At 69.9% G+C, this 13702-nt stretch carries 11 protein-coding genes; 7 read left to right on the top strand and 4 right to left on the bottom strand.

Features of this window, described 5'->3' with window-relative positions:
* Nucleotides 1-17: 17 nt before the first annotated feature.
* Entirely contained in the window at nt 18-1004 is a 987-nt protein-coding gene (locus EV657_RS01705; RefSeq protein ID WP_134076929.1) for a Bug family tripartite tricarboxylate transporter substrate binding protein, read from the bottom strand.
* Nucleotides 1005-1368: 364 nt separating this feature from the next.
* On the opposite strand from EV657_RS01705, the gene EV657_RS01700 reads away from it, so the two are divergent.
* The 3 genes from EV657_RS01700 to EV657_RS01690 are packed head-to-tail and all read left to right on the top strand — an operon-like array spanning nt 1369 to nt 3885.
* Nucleotides 1369-2415 carry a methionine ABC transporter ATP-binding protein gene (locus tag EV657_RS01700; protein ID WP_075786313.1) on the top strand — a complete coding sequence of 349 codons (1047 nt, stop codon included), beginning with the start codon at nt 1369-1371 and terminating at the stop codon, nt 2413-2415.
* The gene (locus EV657_RS01695) at nt 2405-3079 is read left to right on the top strand and encodes a methionine ABC transporter permease (RefSeq protein ID WP_075786314.1); all 675 of its coding nucleotides are present in this window, start codon (nt 2405-2407) and stop codon (nt 3077-3079) included. The genes EV657_RS01700 and EV657_RS01695 overlap by 11 nt, the downstream gene beginning before the upstream one ends.
* A gap of 29 nt (nt 3080-3108) precedes the next feature.
* The gene (locus EV657_RS01690; protein WP_134076928.1) at nt 3109-3885 is read left to right on the top strand and encodes a MetQ/NlpA family ABC transporter substrate-binding protein; all 777 of its coding nucleotides are present in this window, start codon (nt 3109-3111) and stop codon (nt 3883-3885) included.
* Between the two features lie 563 nt (nt 3886-4448).
* Here the strand turns inward: EV657_RS01690 and EV657_RS01685 are convergent.
* From EV657_RS01685 to EV657_RS01675, 3 genes are all read right to left on the bottom strand, one after another.
* Nucleotides 4449-5003 (bottom strand): bactofilin family protein, encoded by a 555-nt coding sequence (locus EV657_RS01685; protein WP_075786316.1) that lies wholly within the window; start codon nt 5001-5003, stop codon nt 4449-4451.
* Entirely contained in the window at nt 4993-6333 is a 1341-nt protein-coding gene (locus EV657_RS01680; RefSeq protein WP_425057243.1) for a M23 family metallopeptidase, read from the bottom strand. Before EV657_RS01680 ends, EV657_RS01685 begins: the two co-directional genes overlap by 11 nt.
* 354 nt (nt 6334-6687) lie before the next feature.
* Nucleotides 6688-7149, bottom strand: a complete 462-nt coding sequence (locus tag EV657_RS01675) for a peroxiredoxin (protein WP_134076926.1) — start codon at nt 7147-7149, stop codon at nt 6688-6690.
* 167 nt (nt 7150-7316) lie between these two features.
* On the opposite strand from EV657_RS01675, the gene EV657_RS01670 reads away from it, so the two are divergent.
* The 4 genes from EV657_RS01670 to EV657_RS01655 all read left to right on the top strand — a co-directional run bounded on the left by EV657_RS01670 (nt 7317) and on the right by EV657_RS01655 (nt 13691).
* Complete coding sequence (locus tag EV657_RS01670) at nt 7317-10598, top strand: YhdP family protein (RefSeq protein ID WP_134076925.1); 3282 nt, start codon at nt 7317-7319, stop codon at nt 10596-10598.
* The gene (gene queA / locus EV657_RS01665; RefSeq protein ID WP_134076924.1) at nt 10595-11704 is read left to right on the top strand and encodes a tRNA preQ1(34) S-adenosylmethionine ribosyltransferase-isomerase QueA; all 1110 of its coding nucleotides are present in this window, start codon (nt 10595-10597) and stop codon (nt 11702-11704) included. The genes EV657_RS01670 and queA overlap by 4 nt, the downstream gene beginning before the upstream one ends.
* A gap of 36 nt (nt 11705-11740) precedes the next feature.
* Nucleotides 11741-13027 carry an MFS transporter gene (locus EV657_RS01660; protein WP_075786321.1) on the top strand — a complete coding sequence of 429 codons (1287 nt, stop codon included), beginning with the start codon at nt 11741-11743 and terminating at the stop codon, nt 13025-13027.
* Between the two features lie 85 nt (nt 13028-13112).
* Nucleotides 13113-13691, top strand: a complete 579-nt coding sequence (locus tag EV657_RS01655) for a DUF924 family protein (RefSeq protein WP_075786322.1) — start codon at nt 13113-13115, stop codon at nt 13689-13691.
* The last annotated feature ends 11 nt before the right edge of the window (nt 13692-13702 follow it).

The following is a 13702-nucleotide window of genomic DNA, read 5'->3' as shown; positions in this document are numbered from 1 at the left end:
GCATCGGCGCGCGCGTCTCAGGGCTTGGCCACGACCCGGTCGATCACCGCGCCCCACATGGCGGTGTCGGCCGCGATCCGGTCGGCCAGATCCCCGGGCGTGCCGGGCGCGGCCTGCCAGCCGATGGCCAGCAGCTTCTGTTGCACCTCGGGGTCGGCAAGGATCGCGCCAATCTCGGTGTTCAGCCGCGCGATGATGGCCGGGTCGGTCCCGGCGGGCGCGATGAAGGCGTTCCAGAGCTCGGCCCGGAAATCGTCGGACAGTCCGGCCCGGCCGGCCAGAACCGGCACGTCGGGGGCCTGCGGGAAGGGCTTGGCCGAGGTGATGCCCAGCATCCGCATCCGCCCCGCCTCGACCTGCGGCAGCGCGGCCGAGGGCGCCATGAAGCCCGCATCGATCTCGCCGCCGACGATCGAGGTGGTCACTTCGGCATAGCTGGTAAAGGGAATGTGCAGCAGGCTGACGCCCGCGGCATCGGCGAACAGCTCCGCCGTCAGATGCGCACCCGACCCCTGGCCGACCGACCCGTAGCTGAGAAACTCGGGCTCGGTCCCGGCCGCCGCGACGAAGCTTTCCACATCGGTGAAGTCCGACCCGGCCGAGACCGCCAGCACCAGCGGCGAGGTCGCAATCAGCGTGACCGGGGCGATGTCGGTGGCGACGTCATAACCCGTCGATTTCATCAGCCGCGCGGCCGTGGTCAGCGGGCCGTTGATGGTGGTGGCAAAGCTGAGGCCGTCGCCGGCATTGGCCAGCATCTGCTGGATGCCGATGACCCCGCCCGCGCCGGGCTTGTTCTCGACCACGACGGGCTGTCCCAGCCGCTGGGCCAGGGGCTCGGTGACGATCCGGGTCAGCGTGTCGGGCGAGGACCCGGCGGGGAAGCCCACATAGACATGAAGCGGCGCGGCGGGCCAGGCGTCCTCGGCGGCGGCAGCGGTGGGAAGGGCGGTCAGAGCCACGGCGCAGGCAAGCGCGGAACGGCGCGTCATCCGAAGGGTCACGGGGTCTCTCCTTTAGGGTCGGCGCCAAAGGACACGATCCGGCGGCGCATTTCAACCGCGTTCCTGCCGCGTTCTTCGGGGGCGGAGCGAGGGCCGCAACCGGCAGGGTGACGATGCGGCGGGGCCTGCGCCCGACCGGGGGCCAGGGCCGTTTGTCCGGGGCGGGGCGGGCAGGGCGGAACGGATCGTCCTGTGGCCCCGGGGCGGGCGGAATGGTCTTGGCCCGGGCAACGGCGCGTCGGGAGGCGGTTCTTATTCGGCCATTCGGGGCCGCTTTCTCGCGCGCCCGGGGCTCTGTGGGGTTGCGTCCGCTGCGGCTTTGGGGCACCCGACAGCCCGGACAGTGACAGCGGAACGGGACGGCATGACCGGGGCGACGATCAGCTTTGAAGGCGTGGGCAAATCCTATGCCGGTGGAGGGAAGGGGCAGGTCACGGCCCTGAGCGATGTCACGCTCAGCGTGGCGCCGGGCGAGATCTGCGGCATCATCGGCCGGTCGGGCGCGGGCAAGTCGACGCTTCTGCGCATGGTCAACGGGCTCGAACGCCCCAGCACGGGGACCGTCACCGTGGGCGGGCGCGATGTCGGCCGGGCGCGCGGCGCGGCCCTGCGGGCAATCCGCCGCGACGTGGGCATGATCTTCCAGCATTTCAATCTGCTGTCCTCGCGCACGGTGCATGGCAATATCGCCCTGCCGCTGGAAATCGCGGGTGTGCCCTCGGCCGAGATCGGCCCCCGGGTCCGCGACCTGATCGCCCGGGTCGGGCTCGAGGCGCAGGCCGACCGCTATCCGGCCGAGCTGTCGGGCGGGCAGAAACAGCGTGTGGGCATCGCCCGGGCGCTGGCCACGCAACCCAAGGTGCTGCTGTCGGACGAGGCGACCTCGGCGCTCGACCCCGAAACCACGCGGACGGTGCTGGAGCTTCTGCGCGACATCAACCGCGATCTGGGGCTGACGATCCTGCTGATCACCCATGAGATGGCCGTCGTCCGCGACATCGCGACCCATATGGCGGTGATCGACCAGGGCCGGATCGTCGAGGCGGGCGCGACCTATGACATCTTCGTCACGCCGCAGCATCCGACGACGCGGTCCTTCCTGTCGGGCGTGACCGGGATCACCCTGCCGGGCTTCATCGCGGGCCGCTTGACCGAGGCCCGGCCCCACGGCCCGGCCGAAGAGATCGTCCGCATCACCTTTGCCGGGGCGCATGCGACCGATCCGATGCTGGCGCGGATGACGGCCGAACGCGGCATCGCCATCAACATCCTGGCCGGTGCCATCGAAGAGATCGGCCCCCGGCCCTTCGGCAACCTGCTGGTCGCCATCGACGCGGCGCGTGGGCCCGAGGCGCGCGACTATCTCAACCGCCACGGGCTTTCGACGGAGGTGCTGGGCTATGTCGGCTAACCTGATCGGGCTGTTGGTCGAGGCCACGCTGCAGACGCTTTACATGGTGTCGGTGTCGGCGCTGCTGGGCACGGTTTTCGGCCTGCCGCTGGGCGTGTTCCTGGCCACCTCGCAACGCGGCGAGTTGCTGTCGGCACCGCTCGTCAACAAGGCGCTGGGGCTTGTCGTGAATGCCGCGCGCTCGGTGCCCTTCATCATCCTCGTCGTGGCCATCATCCCCTTCACCCGGGCGCTGGTCGGCACCTCGATCGGCACCGATGCCGCCATCGTGCCCCTGACCATCGCGGCGACGCCCTTCATCGCGCGGCTGGTCGAGAACGCGATCCGCGAGGTCGATGCGGGCCTGATCGAGGCCGCGCGTGCGATGGGGGCGACGCCCTTGCAGATCATCCGCAAGGTGCTCTTGCGCGAGGCGCTGCCCGGCATCGCGCTTGGCCTGACGCTCGCCGTGGTCAGCCTGATCGGCTATTCGGCCATGGTCGGCGCGGTCGGCGGCGAGGGCCTGGGCGATCTTGGCATCCGCTATGGCTATCAGCGCTTCATGCCCGACGTGATGCTGGCCGTCGTCGTCATCCTGATCGTGCTGGTGCAGATCGTGCAATCGGCCGGCGAATGGATCGCCGCCCGGGTCGACCGCCGCGCGCCGCGCAACCGCGGCCACTGAATGTTCGCAGACAAGAAAGGAACCGTTCCATGCTGCGTCTGATCCCTCTCGTTTCCGCCCTGGCCCTGTCGGCCGCCGCGGCGATGGCCGATGATATCCGTGTCGGCGTCTCGCCCGGCGAACATGCCGAGATCATGGAAGAGGTGGCCAAGGTCGCCGCCGGTGCCGGGCTGAATATCGACGTGGTCGAATTTTCCGACTATGTCGTGCCGAACCAGGCGCTGGCCGATGGCGATCTCGACGCCAACAGCTTCCAGCACCGCCCCTATCTGGAAAACCAGATCAAGGATCGCGGCTTCGACCTGGTCGAGATCGCGACCACCATCACGACGCCGATGGGGGTCTATTCCGACAAGATCGAGGATCTGGCCGCGCTGCCCGAAAAGGCCCGCGTGGCAATCCCCAACGATCCCACCAATGGCGGCCGCGCGCTGCTGCTGCTGCAGGATCTGGGGCTGATTACCCTGGCCGAGGGCACCGGTCTGGTGCCCAGCCCGCTTGACGTGCAGGACAACCCCAAGGGGCTGAAATTCCTCGAACTGGACGCCGCCCAGCTGCCCCGCGCGCTGGCCGATGCCGAAATCGCGGTGATCAACACCAATTACGCCATCGCTGCGGGTCTCAGCCCCAGGGACGATTCCATCGCGATGGAAAAGGCCGAAAGCCCCTACGTGAACATCATCGTGGCGCGCAACGGCGATCAGGACCAGCCCTGGGTCAAGACCCTGGTCGAGGCCTATCACAGCCCCGAGGTGAAGGCCTTCATCGACGAGAAGTATCACGGCGCGGTGCTGACCAGCTGGTGATCCGCCCCGGCGGACCCGCCGCGCGGGTGCCGTGACGCCCGCCAGAGGACAGGAGGGCGGCTCCCGGATCGCGGGGGCCGCCGTTGCTGTCTTCGGTCAGGGCGCTGTCGGGCAGATCGGCTTTGGCGCGCGGCACAGGCCGGTCGGGTCTGGCCGCGGACCGCGTCCCTCATGCCGGGATTTCGGCGCTCTCCTGGATGTCCTCCGACGCGAGACTGACGAGGTCCGTTCAGGACGTCGCCGCTGGCCCGAGGCGAAAACCGCGCCGTTTTGCAAGTGCAGGGCCTGCGAAGGGTTTTCCCGCAGCGCGGCGCAATGCGATTGCGGCTGACGCTTGCCGGGCCGGGCGGCGATGAGCGGACCCTCGAAACCGGTCTCGGGCCGACAGGGCGCGGCGCAACGAAAAGGCCGCCCGTGCGGGGGCGGCCTTCGATCCTGTTTCATGTTCCGGGGCATCGGACCCGACGCGTTCGGGACGATCTGCGGAGATCAAGACCCCACCCGCCCGTTTGTCCGGTCGGTGCGGGGTCTTGTGGCCTCCCCCCCGGAGCTCGTGGTTCGTCTCAGGCCTTGGGCGCGCCCTCGCCGGGCTTGCCGGGGGCAGTCCCCTGCGGGCGGGCCTGCGGTTGCGCGGCTTGCCCGGCCGGGGCGGATTGCACCCGCTTGCCGGTGTTCAGCGGATCGTCCTGGCGCTGCACCGAGCCTTCGAAATGCGCGCCGCTCTCGATCGCGATGGTCTTGTGGATGATGTCGCCCTCGACCCGGGCGGTCGAGGTCAGGCGGACCTTCAGCCCGCGCACCCGGCCGATCACCCGGCCGTTGATGACGACGTCATCGGCGACGACCTCGCCGCGCACGGTGGCGTTCTCGCCGACGGTCAGCAGATGGGCCGAGATGTCGCCGTCGATGGTACCTTCGATCTGGATATCGCCGGTGGTCTTGAGATTGCCGGTGACGACAAGATCGGAAGACAGCATCGAGGCCGGCGGCTTGGCGCGCGGCGGCGTGGGGAGGGGGCTGTCGCCGGGGCGGGGAGCGGCGGGCGCCTCGAACGCCTTTGCCTTCTCGGCCTCGCCGGCCTTGGGCCCGGGCTCGTTGATCCTGCTCTTAGAAAACATTTCTGGCTGCCTTGATATAGGTCATCGGGTTCACGGGTTTCCCGTCGACGCGCACCTCATAGTGAACATGGGTGCCGGTCGACCGTCCGGAACTTCCCATATCACCGATCCGGTCCCCGCGCGAGACCCTTTGGCCGGCCTCGACGCGGATCTTCGACATGTGAGCGTAGCGGGTGACGATCCCGAATTCGTGACGGATCTCGACCATCCGGCCATAGCCCGACATCCATTGCGCCCGGACCACCACCCCGTCGGCGGTGGCATGGATCGGCGTGCCATAGGCCGAGGCCATGTCGACGCCTTCATGCATCCGCCGGCCGCCCAGCGTCGGATGCTCGCGCACGCCGAACGGGCTGGTCAGCCGGTAGCCTGCCTTGACGGGCTGGGCGAAGGGCAGCTTTTCGGCCGCGATACGGTACATGTTGATTTCGTCGAGCCGCCCCATGATCGCCCGGGCGCGGATCTCGTCGGGGGTCAGGTCGGCCGCGGCGCCCTTGGTCGAGACCGACAGCGGCGTCAGCGGGCCGCCGATGCCGGAATAGCCCTGGCGGACGCGGTTGATGATGGACTTGGTGTTCAGCCCGGCCGCCTTGAACATCTTGTCGAGCGGCGCCATCGAGACCGTCAGCGCCTCTTCGAGCGAGGTGAAGATCTGGTCGTTGCGTTCGGCGTCGAGCTCGCGTTCGTAGGACATGGTGCGGACCATGTCGTAGGCCGAGGCCGCGTCGGCGGCGATCCGGTCGCGTTCCTCGGCGGTCTGGTCGAGCGCGCCGGTCAGGAAGGCCAGCGTCTGCTGGACATCGACCGGGCGCGGCCCTTCGGCGGGCGCCGTCTCGCCGGCCAGTTGCGCGGCCAGCTCCTGGCTGCGGCCTTGGGCGGCGTCGCGCTCGGCAAGCGTGCGGCGCAGCGTCTTCTGGATCACGGCCATCCCGGTTTCCAGCTCGCGGCGCCGTTCCTCCGAGGCCAGAAGCGCCGATTGCATCTTCGAGACCTCGTCGAGCGCGAGGTTGAACCGGTCCTGGGCCTCGCGCACATCCTGGGCGCGGCGGTCGCGCTCGGCGGCGATGGCATTCAGGCGGGTGTCGTAAAGCGCCTGTTCGCGGCGGGCCTGATCGCGCAGATTGCCCGATCCCACCTGGTCGATCAGCAGGATCGAGCTAGCTACCATGGTCCAGGCGACAAGCGCCGTCGTGCCCGAGAGGGCCGCCGCCTGGGTCAGAGGCGACAACCGGACGAAACGCGTACTGTCGTCGGACCGGAGGAACAGTCGTTTTTCGGGAAGGTAGCGCCCGAGCGCCACATCGATGCGGTGAAGGAATCGCGCCGTCAATGTCTGCCTCATCTGCCCGTTTCAGGTCCGGTTCAGACGCTCCGCAGCCGGGACGCCTTTGTCCCGTGACTACTGAGAGCCCTGTGCCGTCGCAAGGTTCTTAAGCCCTTTTCAGGCATTTGGGTGAAACTTAGGCGGAAGGTGGCGAAATTCTGCCGATAGACACGCAAGAGTTGCATTACCCCCGCAGGTTCGATCCGGATAATCCGGACCTGTCGCCGCGGTGCCACAGGGGCTGACAGGCTCAGGCCAGCGGGCCGAAAGCAAGGGGCGGCGGTCCGGCCGGCCGGACGGGGCGCCCACCGCCCCGCCGTGGGTTCCGGGCGGCCGCGACCGACCGCCGCCAGGGCGCGGTCAGAGCGCGCGAACCGCCTCCAGCACCTCTTCGGCATGGCCCGGCACCTTCACCTTGCGCCAGATCCGGGCGATGCGGCCCGCGTCGTCGATCAGGAAGGTCGCGCGCTCGATGCCCATATAGGTCTTGCCGTACATCGACTTCTCGACCCAGACGCCGTAGCGCTCGCAGACATCGCCAGCCTCGTCCGACAGAAGCGGCACGCTCAGATCGTGCTTGCCGCGGAACTTGCCATGTTTGACGACGCTGTCCTTCGAGATGCCGAAGACGCGCGCGCCCGCCGCCTCGAATTCGGTCAGCAGGCCGGAAAAGGCGACGGCTTCCTTCGTGCATCCCGACGTGTCATCCTTCGGGTAGAAATACAGAACCACCGGCGCCGGGCGCTGCGCCGACAGGGTCACGGGGTCGCCCGCATCCTGGGGCAGGGTGAAATCGGGGGCGGTCTGGCCGGTCTCGGTCATTGTCGACTCTTTCCTCGGGGCCCGGATAGGACGGGCGGGACGGGTTGGCAGATGGGCGCCATCGGTGTAGCGCGACGGTGTGGCGCGACGGGGCAAAGAATAGCCGCCGCGGGCGGGCGGGCAAGACAGGAGCGGGCGGGCCGCGTTGCGGCGGGGCGCCCGGAGGCATGAGCGACACAGGCACCCCCTCGGACCCTTCCGGGCTGCATCCGCATCAGCGCTTCGGGCTCTGGGTGCTGATCAGCCTTGGCATGCTGGCCGGCGCACTGGGGCTGTTGGCGCTGGTGCTGAGCGAACGCACGGTGACGCTGCCCGACTGGGCGACCGCGCGGATCGAGGCGCAGGTCAATGCCGGTCTGTCGCCCCTGGTGCTGCGGCTCGACCGGGTGGGGGTCAGCCTGTCGCGCCGCGAATCCCCGCAGGTGCATCTGGGCGGGGTGACGCTGACCGATGCCGCCGGGCGCGAGGTGCTGCGCCTGCCCCGGGCCGATGCGCGGCTCGACGGGGGCGCGCTGCTGCAACGGCGGCTCGAGGTCTCCAACCTGGCGCTGACGGGCGCCGATCTCACCCTGCGCCGCGGCGCCGACGGGGTCATAGACCTTGCGCTTGGCGGCACCGGGGCGCCGTTCAGCCTTGGCGGCAGCGTGGCCGAGGTGCTTGACGAGATCGACCGCGCCTTCGACACGCCCGCGCTCGCGCCGTTGCGCGCGGTCAGCGTCGAGGGGCTGGCGCTGACCTATGTCGATGCCCGGGCGGGCCGCACCTGGCGGGTCGAGAACGGGCTGATGACGCTGGACCAGACCGCCGAGACGGTCGCGGTGCAGGCCTTCTTCTCGCTGCGGGGCTCGGCCCCCGTCGCCTCGGAATTCGCCTTCGGTTTCACCTCGTCGAAGGGCAGCCCGGCGGCCCGGTTCTCGGCCAGCTTCTCGGACGTGCCTTCCGCCGACATCGCCACCCAGTCGCCCGCGCTGGCGCCGCTCAAGCTGATCGAGGCGCCGATCTCGGGGGCGATCCGCAGCCAGATCGACGCCGACGGGCGGATCGGCGATCTCAGCGCCTCGCTGGAAATCGGGCGGGGCGCGCTGACCCCGCCGGGCGGCGCGGTGCCGATCCGGTTCGACTCGGCCCAAAGCTATTTCACCTACAACGCGCAAAGCGGCCGGATCGAGCTTGGGCGGCTGTCGCTCGACACCTCGGCCCTGCGGCTCGCGGGCGAAGGCCATGCCGATCTGGTTGCGCCCGAGGGCGGCTGGCCCGAGGCGGTGGTGGCGCAGGTCCGCTTCAGCGAGGTCGGGCTCGACCCCGATGGCGTCTTCGAACGCCCGGCGGCGTTTTCCGGCGGCGCGCTCGACATCAAGTTCGAACTCGATCCGTTCGAGGCGCGGATCGGGCAGCTGGTGCTGACCGATGGCGAGGCCGCCTATCGCGCCGCGGGGCGCGTACGGGCGTTGCCCGAGGGCTGGGATGTGGCGATGAGCGCGGATATCGACCGGGTCGATTACCGGCGTCTGCTGGCGCTCTGGCCGGTGACGGTCGCCAAGGGCGCGCGGCGCTGGCTGGGCCGCGCGCTGTCGGCGGGCGAGCTTTACGACGCCCATCTGGGGCTGCGGCGACCGCCCGACGGAACGCTGCGGGCCGCGCTCGGGGCGCGCATCCGCGACGCCGAGGTGACCTTCCTGCCCGAGATGCCGCCCTTGCGCGACGGGCGCGGCTATCTGGCGATCGACGACCGGACGCTGACCGTCGCGGTCGAGGGCGGCACGGTCGAGGCCCCCGAGGGCGGAACGGTGGATGTGGCGGGCTCGACCCTGCAGGTGCCGGACGTCACCGAAGATCCGGCCCGAGCCGTGTTCCGGCTGAGAACCGACGGCACGATTCCGGCGGCGCTGGCGCTGACCGGGTTGCCGCCGGTGCGGCTGGGCAGCCGCGTGACCCTGCCCGCGAACCCGGCCGAGGGCCACGCGCGCCTCTCGACCGAGCTGAGGCTGCCCCTGATCCGCGATCTTCCGCTGACCGAGATCGGCTTCCGGGTCGAGGGGGTCCTGAGCGATGCGGTCTCCGAGACGCTGGTCCCGGGCCGCCGCCTTGAGGCCGCCGCGCTCGAGTTTCGGGCCGATGAGGACGCGGTGTCGATCTCGGGCGAGGCAGCGCTTGACGGTGTGCCGCTCCGCGCGGTCTGGACCCAGCCGACCGGCGCCGGGGCTGACGGCACGTCGCAGGTGACCGGCACGGTCGAGCTTTCGCAACGCGCCAACGCGGCCTTCGGTCTCGGCCTGCCCGAAGACAGCCTGAGCGGCGCCGCGCGCGGGGCTTTCGCGCTGACGCTGGCCCCGGACACGCCGCCCGCGCTGACGCTGACCTCGGATCTGGCCGGGCTGGGGCTGCGGCTCGACGCGCTTCGTTGGTCGAAGGCGGCGGACCGGACCGGGCGGCTGGAGCTTACGGCGGCGCTTGGCGACACCCCCGCCGTCGAGGGCCTCAGCTTCGAGGCGCCGGGTCTGGCCGCCGAGGGCACGGTCGCGATCAAGCCCGGCGGCGGGCTCGATGCGGCGCGGTTCTCGCGGGTGCGGCTGGGCGGCTGGCTCGACGCGGCGGTGACGCTGACCGGGCAGGGGGCGGGCAAGCCTCCGGCGGTGGCGATCACCGGGGGCACCGCCGATCTGGCCGGGGCGCCGCTCGGCGGGGCTGCCGGCGGGGGTGCCGGGGCGGGGGCAGGCGCGATCGCCGTGGCACTCGACCGGGTGCGGGTCGGCGACGGGATCGAGCTGACCCGGGTGCGGGGCCGGCTGAACGGAACCGCGGGCCAGATCACCGGACTGGTCGCCGGGGCCGCACCCGTCGAGGTCACGCTGGTTCCGGCGCGCGCGGGCATGGCGGTGCGGGTGCGCGCCTCCGATGCCGGTGCGGTGCTGGGGGCGGCCGGGATCTACCGGCGCGCCAGTGGCGGTACGCTCGATCTGGTGCTGAACCCGACCGGCACGCCCGGCCATTACGACGGCACCGCCCATGTCGAGAATCTCAGGGTCGGCGGCACGCCGGTGATGGTCGAACTTCTCAGCGCGATTTCGGTGGTGGGCCTGCTGGAACTGCTGGATGGCGAGGGGCTGGCCTTCACCAATGTCGAGGCGCGGTTCCGTCTGGTGCCGGGCGCCGTCGAGATCCGCGAGGGCAGCGCCATCGGACCCTCGCTGGGGGTGTCGCTGCAGGGGGTCTACCTGACCGGCTCGAAGCGGATGGATTTCCGGGGCGTGCTGTCGCCGGTCTACATGTTCAACGGCATCGGGTCGGTCCTGACCCGGAAGGGCGAGGGGCTTCTGGGCTTCAACTTCTCGCTGAAGGGCAATCCCGCCGATCCCGAGGTCGGGGTGAACCCGCTGTCGATCCTGACGCCCGGCATGTTCCGCGAGCTCTTCCGTCGCCCGGCGCCGACCCTTAAAGAGACGCCATGAAACTTTCCGATTTCGATTTCGACCTGCCCGAGGCGCTGATCGCCACGCGCCCGGCCCGGCCCCGTTCGTCGGCCCGGCTGCTGGTGGCCGAGGGCGATACGATCCGCGATCTGCATATGCGCGATCTGTCCGATCTGCTGGGGCCGGGCGACCGTCTGGTCCTGAACGACACGCGGGTGATCCCGGCGCGGCTGTCGGGCCAGCGGCTGCGCCAGACGGGTCAGGGCCCGGCCGAGGCGCGGGTCGAGGTCACGCTGATGGAACCGGCGGCGGGCGGGCAGTGGCGGGCGATGGCCAGGCCGCTGAAAAAGCTGAAGCCCGGCGATCGCATCCGGTTTTCCGACGCGCTCTCGGCCGAGGTCGCGGCGCGCGGGGACGAGGACGTGACGCTGGCCTTCGACTGCACGGGGGCTGCCTTCGACGCGGCGCTGGCCGAGGCCGGCGCGATGCCGCTGCCGCCCTATATCGCCGCCCGCCGCCCGGCCGATGCGCAGGACCGCGAGGACTACCAGACGGTCTGGGCCGCGCGGCCGGGCGCGGTCGCGGCGCCCACGGCGTCGCTGCATTTCGACGAGCCGCTGCTGGCGGCGCTGGCCGCGAAGGGCGTGGCCTTCAGCCATGTGACGCTGCATGTGGGGGCGGGGACCTTTCTGCCGGTCAAGGTCGACGATGTGTCCGACCACCGGATGCATGCCGAATGGGGCGAGGTGTCCGAGACCGCCGCGGCCGAGATCAACGCCACCCGTGCGGCGGGCGGGCGGATCATTCCGGTCGGCACCACGGCGCTGCGGCTGATCGAGACCGCCGCCGACGAGACCGGCCGGATCGCGCCCTGGCGGGGCGAGACCGACATCTTCATCCGGCCCGGGTACCGGTTCCGGCTGACCGATGCGCTGATCACCAATTTCCATCTGCCGCGCTCGACGCTCCTGATGCTGGTTTCCGCGCTGATGGGGGTCGGATCTATCCGGAAAATTTACCTTCATGCGGTTGAACATGGATATCGTTTCTTCTCCTATGGCGACGCGTCGCTTCTGATTCCGCCGGGTCGGGACCGGCCGGACAGCGGTCGCCCGGGGCATCCCCCCTCCGCCCCGACCGCGTAAGACCGCAAGACCGCAAGATCTCGAAAGGACGTTTCCGTGTTGAAGGTGTTGGCCAGCTCCTGGGCCCTGCTGCTGGGCATTCTTCTGCTCATGGTGGGCAACGGCATCCAGGGCACGCTGCTGGGGATCCGCGGCGGGATCGAGGGCTTCTCGACCTTCGAGATGTCCATCGTGATGTCGGCCTACTTCCTGGGCTTCCTCGGGGGCTCGCGGCTGGCGCCGGAAATGATCCGCCGGGTCGGGCATATCCGGGTCTTCGCGGCGCTCGGCTCGTTCATATCGGCCGTCCTGATCCTCTACCCGGCCTGGACCGATCCCGTCGCCTGGACCATCGGGCGCGTCCTGATCGGGTTCTGTTTCTCGGGCGTCTATGTCACCGCCGAAAGCTGGCTGAACAACTCCGCCACGAACGAGACGCGGGGGCAGGCGCTGTCGCTTTACATGATCACCCAGATGGCGGGCATCGTCGCGGCGCAGGGGCTGTTGCTGACCGCGGATCCGGGCGGGTTCATCCTGTTCATCATCCCCTCGGTGCTGGTGTCGATCTCGTTCGCGCCGATCCTGCTGTCGGTCAGCCCGACGCCGCCCTTCGAAACCGCGAAACCCATGAAGCTGCGCGACCTGATCCGCACCTCGCCCACCGGGACGGTCGGGGTGTTCCTGATGGGGGGCGTGTTCTCGGCGCTGTTCGGGATGGCCTCGGTCTTCGGGTCCGAGGCGGGGCTGTCGGTGGCCGAGATCTCGGCCTTCGTCGCCGCGATCTATCTGGGCGGGCTGCTCTTTCAGTACCCGATCGGCTGGCTGTCGGACCGGATCGACCGGCGCACCCTGATCCTTGCGGCCGCCGCCACCGGCGCCGCCGCCGCGGGCGCCGCGATGCTGGTCGGCGGCAGCTACAGCGCCCTGCTGGTTGCGGCCTTCGTCATCGGCGGCATGTCGAACCCGCTCTATTCGCTGCTGATCGCCTATACCAACGACTACCTTCAGCCCGAGGACATGGCCGCCGCCTCGGGCGGGATGCTGTTTCTCAACGGCGTCGGGGCGATCGTCGGGCCGCTGGTCACCGGCTGGGCGATGGGCGCCATCGGCCCTTTGGGCTTTTTCCTCTTCATCGCGGTGCTGATGGCCTCGCTGGCGGTCTTCACCGCCTTCCGGATGACCCAGCGCGCGCCGGTGCCGGTGGACGAGACCGGCAGCTACGCGCCGGTCCTGCCCTCGGCCACGCCGGTCGCGGTCGAGCTGGCGCAGGAAATCGCCATCGAGGCCGCGCAGGACGACCAGCCAACACCACCGCCCGGCGGCCCCGCACAAACGCCGGGCTGACCGGTTCGACGGCTTGAACCGCCCGGCCAAATCTGAAACGATCCGGGCCAGCACGAACAGGCAGCCTACGGCCGAGGAGGATCAGATGCCGCGCCGCGAACAGATCATCAGGTTCTGGATGGAAGACGTCGGCCCCGAGGGCTGGTACAAGGCCGATCCCGAGGTCGATGCCGCCATCACCGAACGCTTCAAGGGCGACTGGGAAGCGGCCCATTCCGGCGAGTTGCACGAATGGGTGACCAACCCGGCGGGCGCCTTCGCCTTCCTGATCCTGACCGACCAGTTTCCGCGCAACATGTTCCGCGGCGACTGGCGCGCCTTCGCCACCGACGCGCTGGCCCGGGCCGCTGCCAAGCAGGCGATCGAACATAATTTCGACATGCGCTACCCCGAGCCCGAGCGGCAGTTCTTCTACATGCCGCTGATGCATTCGGAATGCCTGATGGACCAGGACCGCTGCGTCCGCCTGATGCTGACCCGCATGCCCGAGACCGGTGCCGACAACCTCCTGCATGCCAAGGCCCATCGCGAACTGATCCGCCGCTTCGGCCGCTTCCCGTTCCGCAATGCCGCACTGCATCGCGGCTCGTCCGAGGAAGAGGTCGCCTTCCTCGAGCGGGGTGGCTACGGCGCCTGTCTGGACGAGTTGCGCGCCTCGGCCTGAGGCGACCGTCG

Origin of the sequence: Rhodovulum visakhapatnamense (genome assembly GCF_004365965.1) — a bacterium.
Taxonomy (GTDB): Bacteria; Pseudomonadota; Alphaproteobacteria; order Rhodobacterales; family Rhodobacteraceae; genus Rhodovulum; species Rhodovulum visakhapatnamense.
This window is presented reverse-complemented; position numbering and strand designations above follow the sequence as displayed.

What these genes read in the sequence shown, in the direction of transcription:
- EV657_RS01700 (WP_075786313.1), top strand. Translation starts at nt 1,369, where the DNA reads ATGACCGGGGCGACGATCAGCTTTGAAGGCGTGGGCAAATCCTATGCC.
- EV657_RS01695 (WP_075786314.1), top strand. Translation starts at nt 2,405, where the DNA reads ATGTCGGCTAACCTGATCGGGCTGTTGGTCGAGGCCACGCTGCAGACG.
- EV657_RS01690 (WP_134076928.1), top strand. Translation starts at nt 3,109, where the DNA reads ATGCTGCGTCTGATCCCTCTCGTTTCCGCCCTGGCCCTGTCGGCCGCC.
- EV657_RS01685 (WP_075786316.1), bottom strand. Translation starts at nt 5,003, where the DNA reads ATGTTTTCTAAGAGCAGGATCAACGAGCCCGGGCCCAAGGCCGGCGAG.
- EV657_RS01675 (WP_134076926.1), bottom strand. Translation starts at nt 7,149, where the DNA reads ATGACCGAGACCGGCCAGACCGCCCCCGATTTCACCCTGCCCCAGGAT.
- EV657_RS01670 (WP_134076925.1), top strand. Translation starts at nt 7,317, where the DNA reads ATGAGCGACACAGGCACCCCCTCGGACCCTTCCGGGCTGCATCCGCAT.
- queA (WP_134076924.1), top strand. Translation starts at nt 10,595, where the DNA reads ATGAAACTTTCCGATTTCGATTTCGACCTGCCCGAGGCGCTGATCGCC.
- EV657_RS01655 (WP_075786322.1), top strand. Translation starts at nt 13,113, where the DNA reads ATGCCGCGCCGCGAACAGATCATCAGGTTCTGGATGGAAGACGTCGGC.